Here is a 20,854-nt window from a genome sequence, read left to right as displayed (position 1 = left end):
TCTAGGGTTCGGCCCGTGATCGTGTTCGAGGCAGTGACCATCGCGTATGCCGGGGAGCCGGCGCTGCGCGACGCCTCCTTCACGATTCCCGAGGGTGAGCTGGTCCTCGTGGTCGGCCCGACCGGATCAGGCAAGACCTCCCTGCTTCGGTGCCTGGGCGACGCGACGACTCCTGAGGGCTTCGACGCCCGCGGCGGCTCCGAAGCCATCCGGACCGGCCGGGTGCTCGTGGACGGGATGGACCCGCTCGGCGCGGGCGCCGACCAAGGCGGCGCCGTCGTGGGGCTGGTTCGACAGGACCCCGCCTCCGGGCTGGTCGAAGGCACGGTGGAAAGCGTCATCGCCGCAGGCGTGCGGCCGCGCGCGGACGACCCGCACGGCGGCCAGCGACAGGTCGAGGAGACGCTCGACCTGCTCGGCCTCGCGGACCTCCGAGGCCGTCGCGTGGTCGACCTGTCCGGTGGGCAACAACAGCGAGTGGCCATCGGGGTGGCTCTAGCTGCCGGGCCCCGGGTCCTGGTCCTCGACGAACCGACGTCCGCGCTCGATCCCGTGGCAGCCGAGGAGGTCCTCGCGATCCTGCACCGCCTGGTCCACGACGTCGGCATCACCGTGGTCGTCGCCGAGCACCGCCTCGAGCGGGTGGTGCACCACGCCGACTCCGTGCTGCTCGTCGAGGCGGGTCGTGTGACCGGCCCGCTCGATCCCGAGACGGCGATGGCCCGGTCGTCCATCCGCCCTCCCGTGGTCGAGCTCGGCCTCCGGCTGGGCTGGACTCCGGTCCCCCTCTCCGTGCGGTCAGCCCGCCGGCAGGCTCGTGGCCTGCGGGCTTCCCTCGAGGACGCTGCCGCGATGACCGAAGAGCAGGCCGGCGAGGTGCAGGTCGAGGGGCGCGTCGACGGGCGCGTCGAGGGGCGCGTCGAGGTGCGCCGGCTCAGCCTGGTCCGCGGGCAGGTCGTCGCCCTCCGCTCGGTGACCCTGCAGGTCGGTGCGGGTGAGGTGGTCGTCCTGATGGGCCGCAACGGTGCTGGCAAGTCGAGTCTGCTCGGCGCGCTCGACGGCACCCTGCAGCCGACGTCCGGACGGGCCACGCTCTCGGGTCACGCGGCCCTCGCGCCGCAGAACCCCGGCGCTCTCCTGACGGACTCCCCCGTCGACGACCAGCTCACCGCCAACGACGCGGTGTTCACCCTGCCACCGGGGTCGAGTGCCGCCGTCCTCGAGCGTCTCGTCCCGGGGCTGTGCCACGACCGCCACCCCGCCCAGCTCTCCGAGGGCCAGCAGATGTGCGTGGCGCTGAGCTTGGTGCTGGCTCGTCGCAGCCAGGTGGTGCTGCTCGACGAGCCCACCCGCGGACTGGACTACCAGGCGAAAGCTCGGCTGACCTCCCTGCTGACGCAGCTCGCCGCTGCCGGCCGCACCATCATCGTGGCCACCCACGACGTGGAGCTGGCTGCCGAGGTCGCCACCCGGGTGGTCATCCTCGCCGAAGGAGAGGTCGTCGCCGACGGTCCCGCGAGTCGCATCCTGAGCGACTCGCCGGCGTTCGCGCCGCAGGTCGCCAAGGTGATGCATCCGCTGCCCCTGCTGCGGGTCTCCGACGTCGTCGGCTAGTTCGTCGCCGGCTGGTTCGGCGGACCGGCCTCCACGCGGTGGCGGATCTCGGCCAGCCCGGCCGGACCGGGGGCGACGCTCCACCAGCTCTCGATCCACCACGTCGCCCCGATCGCGGCCCATTCGTGCGGGGTCCCCGCCGACCTGACGAACTCGCCCGTGCTGTCGCCCTCGATGACCACGTCGTAGCCCTCCCACGGCAGCCCTTGGGCCTCTCGCAGCCGGCGCACGACACCGAGCACCTCGGCCACCGACTCCAGGGTGAGGTGTGGGCTGCCCGGCTGGGCGCCGGGCACCGCGACGGTCGGGAGCACCCCCTGCCAGCGCGCGGCACGCTCCAGCGACGGCTGCCCGTGTCGGCCCGGCAGGTGGGCCCCCACCACCCACACCGGTGGATGCGGTCGCTGGACCGGTGGCGGCGGCAGCGGCGGAGCGCCCGGACGTACGGGCCGAACCGGATAGTGGACCCCGTCGTAGGTGAACGGCTCGCCCGACAGGGGCCCGCGGTAGACGGCGAGCGACTCGTCGAGCTTCTGCGCCCGCACCGCCCGGCCCTCGTCGGGCTCGAACCGGGTCCAGCCGGGGTGCAGCGCACCGAGGCCGACCGACATGACGACACGGCCACCGCTGAGGCGGTCGACGGAGCTGACCATCGACGCGAGATCCCACGGCCGGTGTCGACTGGCCGGCGTGAGCAAGGTGCCCAGCCGGATCGTCGACGTCTGCATCGCCGCGGCGGCCAGGGTCACCCAGGCGTGCTCGCCGTAGAGGCTCTCCCACGTGAAGACGGCGTCCCAGCCGTACTGCTCACCGAGCGCCGCCACCTCGGCGAACTCGCGGGCGTCGGCGAACGGGACGACGAACCCGTATCTCATCCTGCGAAGCTACGCCTGACCCCCGACAGTCCGAGGCGCGCGAGCAGTGCCTCCGGCCATGACGATCTCGGGCTCGACGACGACCTCGGTGGTCAGCGAGTTGGAGATGTAGCACTGGTCGTGCGCCTCGTGGGTCATCCGCAGCACCAGCGCCGGATCGGTCCCGGCCGCAACTGTCACGACCGGCCGCAGCACGATCCGCGTGATCCGCTGAGGCACCAGGTCGGGCGGCATCTCCCCCAACGCGTCGTCCGCGTAGCCGATGACGTCCACGCCGCCACGGGCAGCGACGGCGAGGAACGACAGCAGCTGGCACGACGAGGCTGCGAGGACGAGCAGCTGCTCGGGGTTCGGCAGGTCGGGGTCACCACGAAAGTGCGGGTCGGCACTCAGGTCGAACCCCTCGGTCGCCGGCGGCGTCCACGCCGTGTGGGCCCGTGGATAGGCGCGGTAGCCCCCTGCGGTGGACCCGCTCCACTCGACCCGCGCGGAGTACACGTGTCCGCGAAAGTCCTTGTCCGGCATACCCGATCCCCTGTGAGTCCCGTGCGTGCGCAGGCCTAGTCCTCGCGGACGTCGACCTGCACGAACGGCGGCTTCACGACCGTGGCCGTCACCTCGCGGCCACGGACGTCGATGACGACCTCGTCGCCTGCGGCGACGGTCGGCGCCAGCAGCGCCAGGGCGATGCCGTTCTTCAGCGTCGGGCTGAACGTCCCCGAGGTCACCTCGCCGACGACCTCACCGTTGACCTTCACCTCGCAGTGCGCCCGAGGTATGCCGCGGCCGGTCGCGAGCAGGCCCCAGGCCACCCGCGCGGGGCCGGCAGCCTTCTCGGCGACGAGTGCCTCACGACCCCAGAACGCCTCCTTCTTCCAGCCGACCGCCCAGCCGACGCGTGCCTGGACCGGCGTGATCGACGGGGACAGCTCGTTGCCGTGCAAGGCATACCCCATCTCGGTGCGCAAGGTGTCCCGCGCCCCCAGGCCGCAGGGCAGCCCATCGTACGGCGCCGCCGCCTCGATGAGGGCGTCCCACAGCTGGGCGGAGACCTCCCACGCCGGCACCAGCTCGTAGCCGCGCTCACCGGTGTAGCCGGTGCGGCAGACGATGACCGGATGGCCGTTCCAGTCGGTCTCGACGAAGGACATGTACTCGTGCCCCGTGGGGAGGCCGAGCGCCGCGAGCACCTCGTCGCTCTTGGTGCCCTGGACGGCGATGACGCCGTAGCCCTCGTGCAGGTTCTCCACCGTCAGACCCTCGGGGGCGGCCGCCGCCAGCAGCTCGACCACTGCGCCGGTGTTGGCCGCGTTCGGGATGAGGAAGACGTCGTCGTCACTGCGCAGGTAGGCGATCAGGTCGTCAACGACCCCGCCGGAGTCGTTGCAGCACAAGGTGTACTGCGCCTTGCCCTCGTGGATGCGGTCGAGGTCGTTGGCCAGGCAGGAGTTCACGAACTCCTTGGCCCCGGGCCCGGAGACGCGAGCCTTGCCGAGGTGGGAGACGTCGAAGATGCCGACCGAGGTGCGCACCGCCGAGTGCTCGCGGACGACCCCGCCACCGGGGTACTCGATGGGCATCTCCCAGCCGCCGAAGTCGGCCATCTTGGCCCCGAGGGCCACGTGCCGGTCGTGCAGGGGTGAGGTCTTCAGGGCTCCGTCGCTCATGCTCCGAACGCTACCGCCCTCCACCTGCACCTCACACGGCACGGCTATCCTGCGCAGCAGCAGGTGCCACCAGCCCCGATACGAAGGATGAGTACGTGACGACCGTCAACGTCTCCGACCGCCCCGCCCACGACCTCAAGGCCGACGCCCTCGTCCTTGCCACGGTCGACTCCGACGGCAAGGCCGCCCTGGCCGCAGGCCACGGTCTGCCGCGCGTCGCCGCCACCCATGTCGCGGCGCAGCTCGCGGCGTTGCACGCCACGGGTGCCGCCGACGAGGTGCTCACGATCGCCGCGGTGCCGGGCGTCGCCGCACCGCGCGTGGTCCTCACCGGCTTGGGCAAGGGCACCGCCCGCACGGCCTCGTTCGACCACGAGGTGCTGCGGCGCGCTGCCGGGGCCGCATCGAGGTCGCTCAAGAACGCGGCCAAGGTCGTCGTCGCGCTGCCGACCACCGGCGCGGAGTCCGTCGCCGCCGTGGCCGAGGGCGCTGCGCTCGGCGCCTACCGGTATGCCGGCGTGCGGGGCCCCGCTGCCAAGCCCACCAAGGGCATCACCACGGTCACCGTCGCCACGTCCGACGCGCGCGTCAAGGCGGTCAAGGCCGCTGCCACCCGAGCGGGCATCCTGGCCGATGCCAAGGCCTACGCCCGAGACCTGGTCAACACTCCCCCGAACCAGCTCTTCCCCCAGTCGTTCGCAGACTCCGTCAAGGCACGCAACGCCGCGGCGACCGCCAAGGTCACCATCAAGGTGCTCGACGAGAAGGCGCTCGAGAAGGGCGGCTTCGGCGGCATCGTCGGCGTCGGCCAGGGCTCGGTCAACCCGCCGAGGATGGTCACCCTGACGTGGAACCCCCCGAAGGCCACAGCCTCGGTGGCGCTCGTCGGCAAGGGCATCACGTTCGACTCCGGCGGCCTCAACCTCAAGCCCGCCACGGGGATGCTCACGATGAAGTCCGACATGGCCGGAGCCGCGGCCGTCGCGGCAACCGTCCTGGCCGCGGCCGAGCTCGGCCTGCCGGTCAAGGTCACCGGCTACCTCTGCCTCGCGGAGAACATGCCGAGCGGCACCGCTCAGCGCCCCAGCGACGTCGTGACGATGCGCAACGGCACCACTGTCGAGATCCTCGACACCGACGCCGAGGGACGGATGGTCCTGGGTGACGGCATCTGCCTGGCCGGCGAGGCCAAGCCGGACGCCATCGTCGACATCGCGACCCTCACCGGCGCCCAGATGGTCGCCCTCGGTGGCCGGGTCGCCGGAATCATGGCCAACGACGATTCCTTCCGCGACCGGGTCGGCGGGGCAGCTGCGGCCGCTGGCGAGGCGGCCTGGGCGATGCCCCTGCCCGCCGACCTGCGCAGCCAGCTCGACTCGGGCGTGGCGGACCTCGCCCACAAGGGCGAACGGTGGGGCGGGATGCTCACTGCCGGTCTCTTCCTCCAGGAGTTCGTCACCAAGGGCACGCCCTGGGCGCACGTCGACATCGCCGGACCGGCCCGTCCACATCGGACGGGCCCCTCCGGCGTTCACTGCGCTGCTGGCGTCGGGAGCCTGGCGCGGTCAACCGCCGCTCTTGCGGCGGAACATCTGCTGCGTAGCCGTCGTCGCCGCCGCCTGCGCGTGGTCGACCTTGCCGTGCTCGGTGTCGTCCGACACGTCGCGACCTGCGTGCGACTGCTTCTTGTCGAGGGCCTCGCGGAACTTGCGCTTCATCTCCTCGCTCGGTCCCTGCCCCCCGGGCTTCTGTTCCCCAGACTTCCTTGCGTCACCGGACTTGGCCATGGTGCCTCCTGCTTCTCGGTGCTGAACGGGCCGGTTCCCGGCCCGCAGGTCTGTGCCCACTCTGCCAGCCACGCGGCATACGGTCACTGCTTCTTGCGCTGGCGCGAGTTCCACTCGCGCATCCTGTTGGGGTAGCCGGTCTGCAGCACGTCGTAGACGGGCACCTCGAGGCTGCGGGCGAGGGCGAAAGCCGCGTCGCGGGACCCCGCTGCCCGACGGGTCCACTCGCCGTCGTAGGCGATCAGGATCACCGTGGTGGCAGTGACGTTGGTCGGCGGCTCGACATAGGCCTCGACACCCCGGCGGCTCGTGGCGAACTCGGTCAGGTGCTTGCGCACGGCCTGCTGGTCCACGGCCATGTTGGGCCCGTCGGAGGGTCCCCGGTCCGAGCGCTTGCCGCTCCGCTTCCACCACGCCATGGTGCCAACGATACGGGGAGCGGTCCTTCGATCCGACGCCATTCGGGGCACTGGACCGCCGCAGCCCCCTGACCTGCGGACCATCGGTCGACCTGCTTGCGCCTCGGTGTGCAATCAGTGACAAGATGCTCTGTGTCGATCCCGGACCGGCCACGACCTGACCGCGACCCGTGAGCGACGCGACAATCCGACGCACACGACGCAAGGGAGCGAGCATGCCGGCTGACGCCGAGGCCATCGACGAGACCACGTACGACGTGGTGATCCTCGGAGGCGGAAGTGGCGGCTACGCCTGCGCGTTCCGGGCGGCCGAGCTCGGGCTGCGGGTCGCTCTCGTGGAGAAGGGCAAGCTGGGCGGCACCTGCCTGCACGTCGGCTGCATCCCGACCAAGGCGCTGCTGCACGCCGCCGAGGTCGCCGACACCGCCCGCGAGGGCGAGCACTTCGGGGTGAAGTCGACCTTCGAGTCGGTCGACATGTCGGGCGTCAACGCCTACAAGGACGGTGTCATCGCCCGTCTCTACAAGGGCCTGCAGGGCCTGGCCAAGGCACACAAGATCGAGCTGGTCGAGGGCGTCGGTCGCCTGGTCGACCGCTCCACCGTCGAGGTCGACGGCCGCCAGGTCCGCGGTCGCAACGTCGTGCTCGCCACCGGCTCCTACGCCAAGTCCCTGCCGGGGCTGGAGATCGGCGGCCGCATCATGACCAGCGAGCAGGCGCTGACCCTCGACTTCGTCCCCCCGCGGGTCGTGGTCCTCGGCGGCGGCGTCATCGGCGTCGAGTTCGCGTCCGTGTTCAAGTCGTTCGGCTCCGAGGTGACCATCGTCGAGGCCCTGCCCCGACTCGTCGCCGCTGAGGACGAAGCCATCTCCAAGACGCTCGAGCGGTCGTTCCGCAAGCGCAAGATCGCGTTCCGGACCGGAGTGAAGTTCGCCGGGGCGACCCAGTCCGGTGACACCGTGTCGGTGTCGCTCGAGGACGGCAGCGCCATCGAGGCCGACCTCCTGCTGGTGGCCGTCGGCCGCGGACCAGTCACCGAGGGGCTCGGTTACGCCGAGGCCGGCGTGACCCTGGACCGCGGCTTCGTGACCACCGACGAGCGGCTGCGCACCGGAGTCGAGGGTGTGTATGCCGTGGGTGACATCGTGCCCGGCCTCCAGCTGGCGCACCGCGGGTTCGCCCAGGGCATCTTCGTCGCCGAGGAGATCGCCGGGCTGTCACCGGCAGTGATCGACGAGCTCGGGATCCCGCGGGTCACCTACTGCGACCCCGAGATCGCCTCGGTCGGGCTCACCGAGGCACAGGCCGGCGAGAAGTACGCCGACATCGAGACCTACGAGTACAACCTCGGTGGCAACGGCAAGTCCCAGATCCTCCAGACCCAGGGCTTCGTCAAGCTGGTCCGTGAGAAGGACGGCCCGGTGGTCGGCGTGCACATGATCGGCGCCCGCATGGGTGAGCAGATCGGCGAGGCGCAGCTGATCTACAACTGGGAAGCCCTGCCCTCCGACGTCGCCTCCCTGATCCACGCCCACCCCACCCAGAACGAGGCGCTCGGCGAGGCCCACCTGGCTCTGGCCGGCAAGCCGCTCCACGCGCACAACTAATAGGAGAACGAGCAGATGTCTGAACGCGTGACCATGCCAGCCCTGGGTGAGTCCGTCACCGAAGGCACCGTGACGCGCTGGCTGAAGAATGTCGGCGACACGGTGGCGGTTGACGAGCCACTGCTCGAGGTGTCGACCGACAAGGTCGACACCGAGATCCCGTCGCCCGTGGCTGGCGTCCTGCAGGAGATCCTCGCCCAGGAGGACGACACCGTCCCGGTGGGTGCCGACCTCGCCGTCATCGGCGACGGCTCAGAGGGTTCCGGTGGCGGCGACCAGGACCAGCAGCAGGACCAGCAGCAGGACCAGCAGCAGGACCAGCAGCAGGACTCCGGGGAGCAGCAACAGGACGCTGGGGAACAGCCCTCGCAGGAGCAGGCCTCCGCCGGGTCGGACGAGCCGCCGGCCGAGGCTCCGTCGACCGAGCAGGCCCCGCAGGCCTCGACCTCGGAGCCCGAGCAGTCCGGTGAAGGCAGCCAGGGCGACAGCAGCCAGGGCGGGGCCTCCGGTGGCGAGACCGTGAAGATGCCGGCGCTCGGTGAGTCCGTCACCGAGGGAACTGTCACCAGGTGGCTCAAGGCCGAGGGCGACAGTGTCGACGTCGACGAGCCGCTGCTCGAGGTCTCGACCGACAAGGTCGACACGGAGATCCCCTCGCCGGTCGCAGGCACGCTGACCAAGATCCTCGTCCAGGAGGACGACACCGTCCCCGTGGGTGGCGACCTGGCCATCATCGGCGGCTCTGGTGGCAGCTCGGCTCCTGCCCAGGAAGCCCCCGCCCAGGAGGCGCCCGCCGCCCAGGAAGCCCCCGCCCAGGAGGCCCCGGAGCAGGAGGCCCCGGAGCAGGAAGCCCCCGCCCAGGAGGCCCCCGCCGCCCAGGAAGCCCCGGCTCCCGCCGCGGCCCCGGCCGCCCCCGCCCCCGCCGCCGCACCGGCGCCGGCGCCGGCACCTGCTGCCTCGGGATCCGACGACACTGATGCCTCGGCCTACGTCACTCCGTTGGTGCGCAAGCTCGCATCGGAGAACAACGTCGACCTCGGCTCTCTCAAGGGCACCGGCGTCGGCGGACGGATCCGCAAGCAGGACGTCCTCGACGCGGCCAAGGCCGCCGAAGAGGCCGCTGCCGCGCCCGCCCCTGCTGCAGCCTCCACCCCGGCGCCGGCCGCAGCAGCCACGTCCGCACCGGCTGCATCCAGTGGGGCCGCCTCGGTCTCGCCCAAGCGGGGCACGACCGAGAAGATGTCGCGGCTGCGGCAGACCATCGCCAAGCGGATGGTCGAGTCGCTGCAGGTGTCGGCCCAGCTGACCACCGTGGTCGAGGTCGACGTCACCAAGATCGCCCGACTCCGGACCAAGGCCAAGACCGAGTTCGAGCAGCGTGAGGGCACCAAGCTCAGCTTCCTGCCGTTCTTCGCGCTCGCGGCCGTCGAGGCCCTCAAGGCCCACCCGGCGGTCAACTCCAGCGTCGAGGGCACCGAGGTCACCTACCACGGCACCGAGAACCTGGGCGTCGCGGTCGACACCGAGCGCGGCCTGCTCGTGCCGGTCATCAAGGACGCCGGTGACCTCAACATCGCCGGGCTGGCCCGCAAGATCGCCGACCTCGCGGAGCGCACCCGCACCAACAAGATCGGCCCGGACGAGCTCGGCGGCGGCACCTTCACGCTGACCAACACCGGCAGTCGCGGAGCGCTCTTCGACACCCCGATCATCAACCAGCCCAACGTCGCCATCCTCGGCACGGGTGCGGTCGTCAAGCGCCCGGTCGTCGTGTCCGACGGTGACGGCGGCGAGACGATCTCGATCCGCTCGATGGTCTACCTCGCGCTGTCGTACGACCACCGCGTCGTCGATGGTGCCGATGCCGCCCGCTTCCTCACGACGATGAAGTCGCGTCTCGAGGACGGCAACTTCGAGTCCGACCTCGGTCTGTAGCGGAGTCGGTCGAGCAGGTTCAGCAGATGCCGCAGCGTGTTGCCATCACCGGTGCCTCCGGACTGATCGGCAGCGCGCTGTCGGCGTTCCTGCGGGGGCGCGGCGACGAGGTCGTCCACCTGGTGCGGCGGGCTCCCTCCGCGCCGGACGAGGTCCAGTGGGACCCGGCCAACCGTCGCCTCGACCCGTCTGCCCTGCGCGGCGTGACGGCCGTGGTCCACCTCGCGGGCGCGGGTGTCGGGGACAGGCGGTGGACCCCCGCCTACCAGCAGGAGATCCTGGCCTCCCGCGTGGATGGCACCACCACCATCGCCACCACCCTCGCGACCCTGGCCGCGCAGGGTCAGCGAGTCCGCCTGGTCAGCGGCGCGGCCGTGGGCTTCTACGGCGACCGCGGGGACGAGGTCCTGACCGAGGAGTCCGCTCCCGGCGAAGGCTTTCTCAGCGAGGTGGTCCGGGCGTGCGAGGCGGCAGCGGAGCCGGCCCGTGCGGCCGGTCTGTCGGTGGCCACGACCCGCACCGGCCTGGTGTTCGCGCCAGATGGCGGTGCACTCTCGCGCATGCTGCCGCTGGCCAGGCTCGGCATCAACGGCCCCCTGGGCAACGGGCGTCAGTGGTGGCCGTGGATCTCGTTGCGCGACACCGTGGGCGGCCTGGCCCACCTCGTCGACCGCTCCGAGATCGAGGGGCCGGTCAACCTCGTCGGACCACACCCTGACCACCAGCTCGACATCGCGAGGGAGCTGGGCCGCCAGATCCACCGGCCCGCCCTGCTGCCGGCCCCGGCCTTCGGGATCAAGCTGGTGCTCGGCGGCTTCTCCGACGAGGTGCTCACCAGCAAGCGCGCCGTTCCCGCGAGGCTCACCGAGTCCGGCTTCGTCCACCAGGACCCGACGGTCGAGTCCGCCTTACGTTGGGTGTTGTCCCAACGGCCCTAGAGGGTGTCGCCCGTGATGCTGTCCACCAGCCACCGTCCGGACGTCCACCTCAGCTGGTAGCGCAGCTCCTCGCCCGCGACCGCCGGGCGTGTCTGGGCCCGACCCGCGGTGTCGACGACCCGGTATGCCGCCGTCCCCACCACCGCGTCGACCGCAGCCGTGGTCGCGGTGTGCCTCACGGTGCGGGCCGACGTCACTGTCAGCGCCACGCCCTCCCAGGACTGGCCCGAGGTGTCGAGGTCCCGCAGCAGCGCGGTGTCCTGGGCCATGGCGGCGGAGCCGGGGACGTCCAGGCGGGCGAGTGCCGCGGCCGACCTCGACATCGTCACCTCGGCCCGCAACCCGGCCAGTGCGGACATCAGTCCGCGTGGATCGGTCTGCGGGGCGGTCGGGTCCGCCGCGAGGTCCCGCCGAGCGCGGGAGACGCCGCCCCCTCCCGCCTGCGTCGGCGCACCCGTCGGGCCAGGAGCGGAGACGGGCAGCAGCCCGTCGCGCGAGGCGCTCGAGGGGGCGGCCGCGTCCCGCGACCGGTGGACCCAGTCGGGCGTGGCGAGGCGGCCGCCGGCCATCAGTCCGCCGCAGCCGAGTCCGACAGCCAGCACCAGCAGGGTGCAGAGCGCAGGAGCCCGACTCGGCTCACGAGAGCGCCGCTCCGCGCCATCGACCGGAGTTGCCGCCCCGGACTGCCGCAGGCGCTGGGTCAGCAGTGACGTCTCGTCGCTGCCCACCACGAGTCGGAGCGGCTCGCACGGGGCCGAGTCGTAGTAGGTCAGGGCCAGCTCAGCAGCGGTGGGGCGGGCGTGTGGGTCGCTGTGCAGTGCACGCAACGTGATCTCGGACCACGCGGGCGGCAGACCGGGCGCAAGCTCCTCGAGGGGTCGACGCAGGGCCACCGGTGCCGGCGGCGAGCCGGTGACACACCACCAGGCGAGCGCACCCACGGCATACACGTCGGAGGCGGCGGTGACCACGCCGCGATCGAGGACCTCGGGCGCGACGAAGCCCTCGGTGCCCCAGAGCTCCCCGGGCAGCTCGCCCACCAACGAGGCGACCCCGAGGTCGGCCAGCAGCGGTCGCCCCGTGCGTTCGACCAGGACGTTGGCCGGGGTGACGTCGCCGTGGACGACGCCCAGCCCGTGCAGGCCCGCCAGGGCCCGGGCGACCGGAGCGAGCATCGTCACCGACTCCCCCACGCTCAGGTGGCCGCGCGCCCGGACGAGGCCCTCCAGGGAACCACCGCGCACCCGGTCGAGCACCAACGCGACCGCGGCAGGCTCACCCGGCAACCCGACCGCCTCGTGGAACGCGACCAGCCCTTCGACGTCGACCCTGGCCAGCACGGCCAGCTCGCGGGCCAGCGAGTCGGCCTGGTCGGACTGGCCGACCGGCACCACCTTGACGGCCACAGCCGCCCCGTCACTGTCCCGCGTCGCGGCCCACACGGTGCCGGATCCCCCGCGCCCCAAGAGCTCGCCCAGTAGGTAGCCGGGCACGTCTGGCCGCGTCGCAGCGCTCTCGGTACTCATCGCGCCACTATGCCCAGTCCAGCGACACCAGCCTGCGAGTTGTCCACAGGCCCCTCCTAGAGTCGGGGCATGCCTGCAGACCAGCCGACCATCCTCGCCACCTCGGGTGGCTACCGCATGGCCCAGCGCAGCCGTTTCGAGTTCGACGCCCTGGTGCACCACGCGGTCGCGCTCTCCGGCGCCGAGGGCACCCCCGAGGTCACCGTGCTCGGCACGGCTAGCGGGGACCAGCGGAGCTTCGCCGCCGAGGTCGACGAGGCGGGACGGGCGGCCGGGTTCGCCGTCACGAACCTGCACCTGTTCCCCATGCCGAACCTCGACGACGTGGAGGGCCACCTCCTGTCCCAGGACGTCGTCTGGGTCAACGGCGGGTCGGTCGCCAACCTCCTCGCGGTCTGGCGGGTGCACGAGCTGGACGCTGTCTTCCGACGGGTCTGGGAGGCGGGAGTGGTCCTCGCCGGCGTCTCCGCCGGCTCGATCTGCTGGTATGCCGGGGGCACGACCGACTCGTTCGGCCCCGAGCTCCGCGCGGTGACCGACGGCCTGGGCTTCCTGCCGTACGGCAACGGCGTGCACTACGACTCCGAGGAACGCCGGCGCCCCCTCGTGCACCGCCTCGTGGCTGACGGCACGCTGCCGACGACGCACTGCACGGACGACGGGGTCGGGCTGGTCTACCACCGCACCGAGCTCGTCGAGGCCGTCACCGAGCGGGACGGAAAGGCTGCGTTCATCGTCAGTCGCGACGCTGGTAGCGCCGCGGGTGCCGTCGAGGAGCGTCTGGAAACCCGCCGTCTCCCTCGGGCGTAGGCTGACCCGCATGCGTTTCGAGCACGTGGGCTTCGCCCCCGACTTCGTCGACTACGAGGCTGCCTGGGCCCACCAGCGTGAGGTGCACGCCGCGGTCGTCGAGGGTGCGGAGGACACGGTGCTACTGCTTGAGCACGCCGCGGTCTACACCGCGGGCAAGCGCACCGAGGCACACCAACGGCCCTTCGACGGCACCCCTGTCATCGACGTCGACCGGGGCGGGCTGATCACCTGGCACGGGCCCGGTCAGCTGGTCGGCTATCCGATCGTCCGGTTGCACGGTGTCCCGATCGACGTCGTGGCCCACGTGCGCCGCCTCGAGGAGGTCATGATCCGCACCTGCCGCGACTTCGGCGTGGACGTGACGCGGGTGGAGGGTCGCAGTGGCGTCTGGGCCCTGGCCGACGACGCCCCTGGTGGTCGTCCGGACCGCAAGCTCGGCGCGATCGGCGTGCGGGTGAGCCGACAGGTCACCATGCACGGCTTCGCCCTCAACTGCGACGCGGACCTTGCCTGGGCCGACAACATCGTCGCCTGCGGGATCGACGACGCCGGGGTGAGCTCGATCAGCCGCGAAGCCGGGCGCGTGGTCACCGTCCAGGACGTCCTCCCGTATGCCGAGAAGCACCTCTTCGACGTCCTCGCCTCGGGCGCGTGAGGGCCGCCGACCGGCACCCGACCACCGCGGACACGTCGGTCGCCCCCGAGGGCTCCACGCCCGCCGCCCTGTCACGACGCCTGGTGCAGCTGGTGCTCTCGTGCGTGGTCCTGGGCGCGGGAGTGGCCTGTCTCCTCGACGCGGCCCTCGGCTCGGACGGCTACTCGACCCTGATCTCGGGCCTCACGAAGGCCTCCGGGCTGCCATTCGTCGTCGTCAACGTCGGGGCGGGGATCCTGCTCATCGGGGTGGCCTGGAGCCGGGGCACCCGACCGGGAGTGGGCACGGTCGTGCAGATGGTCGTCGTCGGGGCCACCGTCAACGTGCTGCTCCCTGTCCTACCGACCCCGACGACGCTGGGACCCCGCTTCGTGGAGCTGGCGGCGGCGTTCGCCCTGCTGTCGCTGGGGGTGGCCGGCTACCTCGCGTCGCACACCGGTGCCGGCCCGGCGGAGGCGGCTGCGATCTCGTTCGACCCGCCACTGCCCTTCAAGTGGAGCTACACCGTGCTGCAGGCGGTCAGCGCGGTGGGCGGCTGGTCCCTGGGAGCGGCCGTCGGGCCGGGCACCCTGCTGGTCTCGATCCTGGTCGGGCCGACCGTGGACCTGCTCACCCGGGCGCTGTTCCACAGTCGCAAGGTCTCGGCCTGACCCGCCACCCCTCCCGGAGGTGAGGCGCGGGAAAAGTCCTCCGAGGGCAGGCGTACCCTTGAGGGACGCCCGGTGACCTCCGGGCGCACCCGTGCCCCACGGCATACCGGACGACCCGACCGGGTCGCTGCACAGGGCACGCGCACCACCGAGAGGGCAAGGGAGTCTTCGTGACCATCGCACCCGAGGGCCGCCGACTGCTGCGCGTCGAGGCGCGCAACGCCGAGACGCCGATCGAGCGCAAGCCCGAGTGGATCCGCACGACCGCGAAGATGGGCCCGGAGTACACCAAGCTCCACTCGATGGTGAAGACCGAGGGGCTGCACACGGTCTGCCAGGAAGCCGGGTGCCCCAACATCTTCGAGTGCTGGGAGGACCGCGAGGCCACCTTCCTCATCGGCGGTGACGTCTGCACCCGCCGCTGCGACTTCTGCGACATCGCCACCGGCCGGCCCGAGTCACTCGACCGCGACGAGCCACGGCGGGTCGCCGAGTCGGTGGCCCAGATGGGACTGCGCTACTCGACCGTGACCGGCGTCGCGCGCGACGACCAGCCCGACGGCGCCGCCTGGCTCTACGCCGAGACGATCCGCCAGATCCACGCCAAGAACCCCAACACCGGTGTGGAGATCCTGCCCCCCGACTTCGGCGCCAAGCCCGAGCTCGTGGGCCAGCTGTTCGACGCGCGTCCCGAGGTCTTCGCCCACAACCTCGAGACCGTGCCGCGCATCTTCAAGCAGATCCGGCCCGCCTTCACGTACGAGAAGTCGCTCAAGGTGCTGTCCATGGCCCGCGACGCCGAGCTCGTCACCAAGTCCAACCTCATCCTCGGCATGGGTGAGCAGGACCACGAGGTGGAGCAGGCGATCGCCGACCTGCACGACGCGGGCTGCGACATCCTCACCATCACGCAGTACCTGCGCCCCTCCAAGCTGCACCACCCGATCGACCGGTGGGTCAAGCCCGAGGAGTTCGTGCACTGGAGCGACGTCGCCCAGGAGATGGGCTTCAAGGGCGTCATGGCCGGCCCCCTGGTGCGCTCCTCCTACCGCGCCGGACGCCTCTGGGCGACGGCCATGAAGAAGTGGGGTCGCGAGATCCCCGAGCACCTCCAGCACCTCGCCGAGGCCGCCGGTGACCCCGCCCGCCAGGAGGCCTCTTCCCTCCTCGCCGCACGCCAGCCGGGCGTGTTGGGCGCCCCCGCCTGACACCCGTATCCTGACCCTCATGGCCCGCAAGGAAAAGCAGCAGTCGGACACGCCCAAGAAGCCGGGCCGGTTCGCCCAGGTCCGCCAGGTCTTCACGGCATCGCGCAAGGCCGACCCCACGATCCCGTGGTGGATGCTGCTCGCGTTCCTGGCCGTCCTCGCCATCGGCGCGGGCATTGGCGTGCTCGTCGGTCACTGGAAGTACGCCCTCGTGCTCTCCTTCCCGCTGGCTCTGCTCGCGGCCACCCTCGTGTTGTCCCGGATGGCCGAGCGCGCGGCCTACCGCTCCCTCGAGGGCCAGCCCGGAGCCGCTGGGGCCGCTCTGGGCTCGCTGCGGCGCGGCTGGTACTTCGACCAGCAGCCGGTCGCCGTCGACGGTGCACGTGGCACTCGACCCGAGGACGTCGCGGGTGCGGCGTTCGTCTACCGGGCTCTGGGTCGCCCGGGCATCGTGCTCATCGGCGAGGGCCCCGATGCCCGTCGCACCAAGCTGCTCACGCAGGAGCGCAAGAAGGTCGAGCGCGTCGCACCCGGCGTTCCCGTGACCGCGATCGTCGTCGGTGACGGCGCCGACGAGGTGTCGATCCGCAAGCTCACCGGCAAGCTCACCCGGATGAAGCCCGTCCTCACCAAGGAGGAGGTGTCGGCCGTCAACAAGCGCCTCAAGTCCCTCGGTGGACTGCGCCCGCCGATCCCCGCCGGCATGGACCCGATGCGGGCGCGCGTCGACCGCAAGGCCATGCGCGGCCGGTAGTCCCCACCGACCCTGGTTCTAGCCCGAGGCGCGCTCGACCAGCGACGTGTCGAGGACCCGCTGCTCGGGGGTGGACACCCCCCCAGCGCTGATCTGCGCAAGCAACATCGTCGCCATCTCACGGCCGAGCTGCTCCATCGGCTGGTGCACCGTCGTGAGCGGGGGGTTCGCGACCGCTGCCAGGGGGCCGTCGTCGAAGCCCACCATGGCCACGTCCTGGGGCACCCTACGACCGGCCTCGCGCAGGACCCGCAGGGCGCCCAGCGCCATGAGGTCGCTGGCCGCGAACACCGCGTCGATGTCAGGACGCCGCTCGAGCAGTGCGGTCATGGCCGCGGCACCACTGACCTCGCTGAAGTCGCCGACCTCGACCAGCGACTCGTCGACCTCCCGGCCTGCCTCAGTTAGGGCCTGGCGGTAACCGTCGAGGCGGTCGCGACCGGCGATCATGTCCTGCGGTCCCGCGATGAGGGCGACCACCCTGCGACCGCTCGACACGAGGTGGGTCACCGCGTCTCGCGCGCCGCCGGTGTTGTCCACGTCGACGTAGCTCATCTCCCCGGGCTGTCCCGGGCGGCCACAGAAGACGATGGGCAGGCCCCGCCCCTGGAGCCGGCCCGGGAGGGTGTCCGCGTCGTGGGCCGAGAGCATCAGCACCCCGTCGACGTGCTGGGGCGTGAGGTAGGTGTCGAGGCGGTCGACCTGCTCGCGGGTCTGCACGAGGGCGAGCACGAGCTGTCGCGACGCCTCCCCCACCACGGTGGTGATGCCGCGGACGACGCCGGCGAAGAACGGCTCCCCGAAGATCCGCTCCTCCGGCTCGCTGATGACCAGGGCGATGGCGCCGGTCCGGCGGGTCACGAGGGCGCGCGCCGCCATGTTGGGCACGTAGCCGAGCTCGTCGACCGCCCGCATCACCCGGACGCGGGTGCGCTCGGACACCTGAGGCGACCCGTTCACCACCCGCGAGACGGTGCCGCGTCCCACCCCTGCGCGGGCCGCCACCTCCTCGAGGGTCGGCTGGCCGGTGCCGCTGCTCACGAGCTGTGCCTCATGGGGTCAGTATTGCGTGCGGTCACGGGCGAGGAACGCGGCATACCAACGTCCGCTGTCCTTGACGGTCCGCTCCTGGGTCTCGAAGTCCACGTGCACGATGCCGAAGCGCTTGGCGTAGCCCTCGGCCCACTCGAAGTTGTCCATCAGCGACCAGGCGAAGTAGCCCCTCAGGGGGACGCCCGCCCCCACGGCGTGCGCGGCCGCCTCGAGGTGGGCTGCGAGGAAGTCGATCCGGCGCGGGTCGTGGACGGTGCCGTCGGGGGCCACCTCGTCGTCGAAGGCGGCACCGTTCTCGGTCATCACGAGCGGGAGGTCGCCGTAGTCGCGGGTCACCCTCGTGAGGATGTCGAAGAGCCCGTCGGCGTCCACTTCCCAGCCCATCGCGGTGGTGGGCAACCCGCGGTCGGTGAAGTCGACGACGCCCGACCCGGGGAATGCTCCAGGCGCCACGACGTGCCGGGTGTAGTAGTTCACCCCGAGGAAGTCGAGCGGGGCACTGATGGTCTCCAGGTCCCCCTCGGCGACGAACGCGAGGTCGCTGACGTGGGCCACGTCCTCGACCACGTCCTTGGGGTAGGAGCCCCGCAGCACCGGGTCGAGGAACCAGCGGTTGGACAGGCCGTCGATCCGGCGCACCGCGTCGTCCACGCCGTGCCCGTCGTGGGCACCGGCGACCGGGTAGAGGTTGAGGGTGATCCCGACCTGCGCGTCAGGCACCCGCTCGCGGAGCGCCTGCACCGCCAGCCCGTGCCCGAGCATCAGGTGGTGCGCGGCGGCCAGGGCGTCGGCGCCGTCGGCCCGACCGGGCGCGTGCCGCCCGCTGCCGTAGCCGAGGAAGGCAGAGCACCACGGCTCGTTGAGCGTGATGAAGTGCTTGACCCGGTCGCCGAGGGCGTCGGCGACGTGCGCGGCATACTCCGCGAAGCGGTATGCCGTGTCGCGGGCCGGCCAGCCCCCCAGGTCCTCGAGTGGTTGTGGCAGGTCCCAGTGGTAGAGCGTGGCCCACGGCGTGATGCCCCGCTCCAGCAGGCTGTCGACGAGGCGGCTGTAGAAGTCGACCCCGGCCTGGTTCACCGGACCCGATCCGTTCGGCTGCACCCGTGGCCACGCGATCGAGAAGCGGTACGCGTCGACGCCCAGACCGGCCATGAGGTCCGCGTCCTGGGCGTAGCGGTGGTAGTGCTCGACCGCCACGTCGCCGTTGTCACCGCCGACCACTCGCCCGGGCGTGGCCGCGAAGGTGTCCCAGATCGACGGTCCCCTGCCGCCCTCGGACGTCGCCCCCTCGATCTGGTAGCTCGAGGTGGCGACGCCCCAGGCGAAGTCGTCGGGGAAGTCGCCGCGCGACAGTGGGCTGTGGTGGATCGGCATGGTCATCCCTTGACTCCGCCCTGCATGATGCCGCCGATGATCTGGCGGCCGAACACGATGAACACGATGACGAGCGGCAGGGTCCCCAGCAGGGTCCCGGCCATGACCAGCGCCTGGTCGGTGTAGTAGCCACCCGACAGCCGGGACAGCGCGACCTGCACCGTCGGGTGCTCGGCGTCGAGCGTCAGGTAGGGCCAGAGGAAGTCGTTCCAGCGCTCCATGAAGGTCAGCAACCCGAGCACCGCTGCGGCGGGGCGCAGGATCGGGAAGACGACGGAGAAGAAGATCCGGAACGTCGACGCCCCGTCGACCCTGGCCGCCTCGATGAGCTCGTTGGGGATCGCCTGCGCGGCGTACTGGCGCATCATGAAGACCCCGAACCCGCTCACCAGGAAGGGCAGCAGTGCCGACGGCAGGGTGCCTGCCAGCCCTAGCTTGCCCATCAACATGTACAGCGGGACCAGCCCCAGCTGGACCGGGACCATCATGGTCCCGATCACGATGAGCAGCAACGCATTTCGTCCGCGGAAGCGGAGCTTGGCGAAGGCGAAGCCAGCGAGCGCGGACAGCACCACGACCGAGATGGTGGCCACTCCCGCGACCAGCACGGAGTTGACCATCGCCTGGCCGAACATCACGTCCTGGTTGGCGAAGACGCGGGAGACGTTGGTGCCGAGCTGGTCGCCTGGCGTGAGCGGCGGTGGCACCGAGGTGATGTCGCTGTTCGGCCGGGAGGCCATGACGACCATGTAGTAGAGGGGCCCGGCGGACAGCAGGACGGAGATCGCCAGGCACAGGTAGACGAGCTTGCTCGCCGGAGTGGCGCCGGTGCTCTGGGCCGCCAGCCGGGCCAGCGACCGACTTCTGCGGGCGCTGGGCGCCTCGACCTCGGGGACGGCGGGGGGCACCGCGGCGGGGAGCTGGATCTGGGTCATCGTCGCCTCACTCCGCCGACCGGATGCGCCGCAGCAGCAGCACGTTGACGGCTGAGAACACCGCGATGAAGAGGAAGAGCACCCAGGCGATGGTCGCGGCATACCCGAACCGCTGGCCCGTGAAGGCCTGCTGGATGAGGTACATCGCGGCCGTCTGGAACTGGCCGGTGGTGCCGCCCCCGATCGAGTTCGCTCCGGGGTTGAACAGCAGTGGCTCGCTGAACAGCTGGGTGCCACCGATCGTGGCGACCACCGAGACGAAGATGAGGGTGGGGCGCAGCATCGGGACCGTGATCGACCAGAACGTCCGCCAGCCGTTCGCCCCGTCGATCCGGGCGGCCTCGTAGATCTCGGTGGGCACCGACTGCAGCGCAGCCAGCAGGATCAGGGCGTTGTAGCCGGTCCAGCGCCAGTCGACCATGGTCGAGATGGCGAGCCACGACGACCACCGGTGGTCCTGCCACGCGATCGGGTCGACGCCCATGTGGCCGAGGATCCAGTTGAACAGCCCGAAGTCCCGGCTGAACATCATCGTGAAGATGATCCCGACCGCGGCCACCGAGGTGACGTTCGGGAGCAGGATGCCCATCCGCCACCAGGTCGCCCCGCGCAGCCGCGAGTTGAGCATCTGGGCCAGGACCATGGCGAGGACGAGCTGGGGGACGGTGGCCACCACGAACATCCCGAAGGTGTTGAGCATGGCGTTCCAGAAGTCCTTGTCCTGCATCAGCTCGCTGTAGTTGCCGAGTCCGAGCCAGCCCTGGTCTCCCGCGAGGAGGCTCCAGTCGTGGGTCGAGACCCAGGCCGTGTAGAGCAGCGGGAAGAGGCCGAAGATCCCGAACAGGATGAAGAACGGCGAGACCATCGCGTAGGGCGACAGGCGGGTGTCGGCTCGCCGGAGCCGCTGCCGCCAGCCGGTCGTCGGCGGGGCTGCGCCGACGACCTTCTCGGGCGTGGTGGTGGTCACGGCTCTCCCTCTGCTGGTGCGGAGTGGGGGTTGCTGCTGGTGCGGAGTGGGGGTTGCTGGTGGTGGCGGCGGGGGGG

Annotated in this window: 19 protein-coding genes and 1 pseudogene; 10 read left to right on the top strand and 10 right to left on the bottom strand. The window is 71.4% G+C overall.

Translation table 11 applies throughout. The features are described from left to right. Positions 1-15: 15 nt before the first annotated feature. Positions 16-1,614, top strand: coding sequence for an ABC transporter ATP-binding protein (locus AC1DS4_RS12830; protein ID WP_477623624.1), 1,599 nt, complete (start codon positions 16-18; stop codon positions 1,612-1,614). Here AC1DS4_RS12830 and AC1DS4_RS12825 read toward each other — a convergent pair. The 3 genes from AC1DS4_RS12825 to gcvT are packed head-to-tail and all read right to left on the bottom strand — an operon-like array spanning position 1,611 to position 4,156. Next, the gene (locus tag AC1DS4_RS12825; protein WP_477632286.1) at positions 1,611-2,489 is read right to left on the bottom strand and encodes an LLM class flavin-dependent oxidoreductase; all 879 of its coding nucleotides are present in this window, start codon (positions 2,487-2,489) and stop codon (positions 1,611-1,613) included. The genes AC1DS4_RS12830 and AC1DS4_RS12825 overlap by 4 nt on opposite strands. 9 nt (positions 2,490-2,498) lie before the next feature. Continuing rightward, complete coding sequence (locus AC1DS4_RS12820; RefSeq protein ID WP_477623622.1) at positions 2,499-3,014, bottom strand: OsmC family protein; 516 nt, start codon at positions 3,012-3,014, stop codon at positions 2,499-2,501. Positions 3,015-3,049: 35 nt separating this feature from the next. Beyond that, a complete protein-coding gene (gene gcvT / locus AC1DS4_RS12815) occupies positions 3,050-4,156 on the bottom strand; it encodes a glycine cleavage system aminomethyltransferase GcvT (RefSeq protein ID WP_477623621.1) in 1,107 nt (368 codons plus the stop codon). Between gcvT and AC1DS4_RS12810 the strand changes: the two are divergent. Further along, positions 4,129-5,682: pseudogene (locus AC1DS4_RS12810) on the top strand (leucyl aminopeptidase); the annotation flags it as partial. The gene gcvT and the pseudogene AC1DS4_RS12810 sit on opposite strands and share 28 nt — an antisense overlap. A gap of 39 nt (positions 5,683-5,721) precedes the next feature. Here AC1DS4_RS12810 and AC1DS4_RS12805 read toward each other — a convergent pair. Both AC1DS4_RS12805 and AC1DS4_RS12800 read right to left on the bottom strand, forming a co-directional pair. Beyond that, positions 5,722-5,874 (bottom strand): DUF5302 domain-containing protein, encoded by a 153-nt coding sequence (locus AC1DS4_RS12805; RefSeq protein ID WP_477646054.1) that lies wholly within the window; start codon positions 5,872-5,874, stop codon positions 5,722-5,724. A gap of 152 nt (positions 5,875-6,026) precedes the next feature. Next, positions 6,027-6,362 (bottom strand): hypothetical protein, encoded by a 336-nt coding sequence (locus tag AC1DS4_RS12800; RefSeq protein ID WP_477613258.1) that lies wholly within the window; start codon positions 6,360-6,362, stop codon positions 6,027-6,029. A gap of 215 nt (positions 6,363-6,577) precedes the next feature. Between AC1DS4_RS12800 and lpdA the strand changes: the two genes are divergently transcribed. The 3 genes from lpdA to AC1DS4_RS12785 are packed head-to-tail and all read left to right on the top strand — an operon-like array spanning position 6,578 to position 10,842. After that, positions 6,578-7,969 carry a dihydrolipoyl dehydrogenase gene (gene lpdA, locus AC1DS4_RS12795; protein ID WP_477623619.1) on the top strand — a complete coding sequence of 464 codons (1,392 nt, stop codon included), beginning with the start codon at positions 6,578-6,580 and terminating at the stop codon, positions 7,967-7,969. A 15-nt stretch (positions 7,970-7,984) separates the two neighbouring features. Then, positions 7,985-9,904: a 2-oxoglutarate dehydrogenase, E2 component, dihydrolipoamide succinyltransferase gene (gene sucB, locus AC1DS4_RS12790; RefSeq protein ID WP_477623618.1), complete on the top strand. Its 1,920-nt coding sequence runs from the start codon at positions 7,985-7,987 to the stop codon at positions 9,902-9,904. A gap of 26 nt (positions 9,905-9,930) precedes the next feature. Next, on the top strand, positions 9,931-10,842 hold the full coding sequence (locus AC1DS4_RS12785) for a TIGR01777 family oxidoreductase (protein ID WP_477633375.1): 912 nt from the start codon (positions 9,931-9,933) through the stop codon (positions 10,840-10,842). Here the strand turns inward: AC1DS4_RS12785 and AC1DS4_RS12780 are convergent. Next, entirely contained in the window at positions 10,839-12,368 is a 1,530-nt protein-coding gene (locus AC1DS4_RS12780; RefSeq protein WP_477623616.1) for a protein kinase domain-containing protein, read from the bottom strand. The genes AC1DS4_RS12785 and AC1DS4_RS12780 overlap by 4 nt on opposite strands. Positions 12,369-12,437: 69 nt before the next feature. Between AC1DS4_RS12780 and AC1DS4_RS12775 the strand changes: the two genes are divergently transcribed. From AC1DS4_RS12775 to AC1DS4_RS12755, 5 genes are all read left to right on the top strand, one after another. Further along, positions 12,438-13,178, top strand: coding sequence for a Type 1 glutamine amidotransferase-like domain-containing protein (locus AC1DS4_RS12775; protein ID WP_477623615.1), 741 nt, complete (start codon positions 12,438-12,440; stop codon positions 13,176-13,178). A 10-nt stretch (positions 13,179-13,188) separates the two neighbouring features. Beyond that, positions 13,189-13,836 carry a lipoyl(octanoyl) transferase LipB gene (gene lipB, locus AC1DS4_RS12770; RefSeq protein WP_477623614.1) on the top strand — a complete coding sequence of 216 codons (648 nt, stop codon included), beginning with the start codon at positions 13,189-13,191 and terminating at the stop codon, positions 13,834-13,836. After that, on the top strand, positions 13,833-14,486 hold the full coding sequence (locus AC1DS4_RS12765; protein WP_477613264.1) for a DUF6198 family protein: 654 nt from the start codon (positions 13,833-13,835) through the stop codon (positions 14,484-14,486). The genes lipB and AC1DS4_RS12765 overlap by 4 nt, the downstream gene beginning before the upstream one ends. Positions 14,487-14,656: 170 nt before the next feature. Continuing rightward, positions 14,657-15,694 carry a lipoyl synthase gene (gene lipA / locus AC1DS4_RS12760; RefSeq protein ID WP_477623613.1) on the top strand — a complete coding sequence of 346 codons (1,038 nt, stop codon included), beginning with the start codon at positions 14,657-14,659 and terminating at the stop codon, positions 15,692-15,694. 19 nt (positions 15,695-15,713) lie between these two features. Continuing rightward, complete coding sequence (locus AC1DS4_RS12755; RefSeq protein WP_477633374.1) at positions 15,714-16,448, top strand: DUF4191 domain-containing protein; 735 nt, start codon at positions 15,714-15,716, stop codon at positions 16,446-16,448. Positions 16,449-16,466: 18 nt separating this feature from the next. Here the strand turns inward: AC1DS4_RS12755 and AC1DS4_RS12750 are convergent, their stop codons facing one another. From AC1DS4_RS12750 to AC1DS4_RS12735, 4 genes are read right to left on the bottom strand one after another with little or no spacing between them, the layout of a single operon-like run. Further along, positions 16,467-17,489, bottom strand: a complete 1,023-nt coding sequence (locus tag AC1DS4_RS12750; RefSeq protein ID WP_477613267.1) for a LacI family DNA-binding transcriptional regulator — start codon at positions 17,487-17,489, stop codon at positions 16,467-16,469. Positions 17,490-17,507: 18 nt separating this feature from the next. After that, positions 17,508-18,875: a GH1 family beta-glucosidase gene (locus tag AC1DS4_RS12745; RefSeq protein ID WP_477633373.1), complete on the bottom strand. Its 1,368-nt coding sequence runs from the start codon at positions 18,873-18,875 to the stop codon at positions 17,508-17,510. A 2-nt stretch (positions 18,876-18,877) separates the two neighbouring features. Beyond that, a complete protein-coding gene (locus AC1DS4_RS12740) occupies positions 18,878-19,810 on the bottom strand; it encodes a carbohydrate ABC transporter permease (RefSeq protein ID WP_477633372.1) in 933 nt (310 codons plus the stop codon). 7 nt (positions 19,811-19,817) lie between these two features. Beyond that, positions 19,818-20,777 (bottom strand): carbohydrate ABC transporter permease, encoded by a 960-nt coding sequence (locus AC1DS4_RS12735; protein ID WP_477633371.1) that lies wholly within the window; start codon positions 20,775-20,777, stop codon positions 19,818-19,820. Positions 20,778-20,854: the final 77 nt, after the last annotated feature.

The organism is Pedococcus sp. P3_C7, assembly GCF_056402615.1.
This window is presented reverse-complemented; position numbering and strand designations above follow the sequence as displayed.

Bases quoted from the DNA above. Each gene is read 5' to 3' on its own strand.
- AC1DS4_RS12825 (WP_477632286.1), bottom strand. From the start codon at position 2,489: ATGAGATACGGGTTCGTCGTCCCGTTCGCCGACGCCCGCGAGTTCGCC.
- AC1DS4_RS12820 (WP_477623622.1), bottom strand. From the start codon at position 3,014: ATGCCGGACAAGGACTTTCGCGGACACGTGTACTCCGCGCGGGTCGAG.
- gcvT (WP_477623621.1), bottom strand. From the start codon at position 4,156: ATGAGCGACGGAGCCCTGAAGACCTCACCCCTGCACGACCGGCACGTG.
- AC1DS4_RS12805 (WP_477646054.1), bottom strand. From the start codon at position 5,874: ATGAAGCGCAAGTTCCGCGAGGCCCTCGACAAGAAGCAGTCGCACGCA.
- AC1DS4_RS12800 (WP_477613258.1), bottom strand. From the start codon at position 6,362: ATGGCGTGGTGGAAGCGGAGCGGCAAGCGCTCGGACCGGGGACCCTCC.
- lpdA (WP_477623619.1), top strand. From the start codon at position 6,578: ATGCCGGCTGACGCCGAGGCCATCGACGAGACCACGTACGACGTGGTG.
- sucB (WP_477623618.1), top strand. From the start codon at position 7,985: ATGTCTGAACGCGTGACCATGCCAGCCCTGGGTGAGTCCGTCACCGAA.
- AC1DS4_RS12785 (WP_477633375.1), top strand. From the start codon at position 9,931: ATGCCGCAGCGTGTTGCCATCACCGGTGCCTCCGGACTGATCGGCAGC.
- AC1DS4_RS12780 (WP_477623616.1), bottom strand. From the start codon at position 12,368: ATGAGTACCGAGAGCGCTGCGACGCGGCCAGACGTGCCCGGCTACCTA.
- AC1DS4_RS12775 (WP_477623615.1), top strand. From the start codon at position 12,438: ATGCCTGCAGACCAGCCGACCATCCTCGCCACCTCGGGTGGCTACCGC.
- lipB (WP_477623614.1), top strand. From the start codon at position 13,189: ATGCGTTTCGAGCACGTGGGCTTCGCCCCCGACTTCGTCGACTACGAG.
- AC1DS4_RS12755 (WP_477633374.1), top strand. From the start codon at position 15,714: ATGGCCCGCAAGGAAAAGCAGCAGTCGGACACGCCCAAGAAGCCGGGC.
- AC1DS4_RS12745 (WP_477633373.1), bottom strand. From the start codon at position 18,875: ATGCCGATCCACCACAGCCCACTGTCGCGCGGCGACTTCCCCGACGAC.
- AC1DS4_RS12740 (WP_477633372.1), bottom strand. From the start codon at position 19,810: ATGACCCAGATCCAGCTCCCCGCCGCGGTGCCCCCCGCCGTCCCCGAG.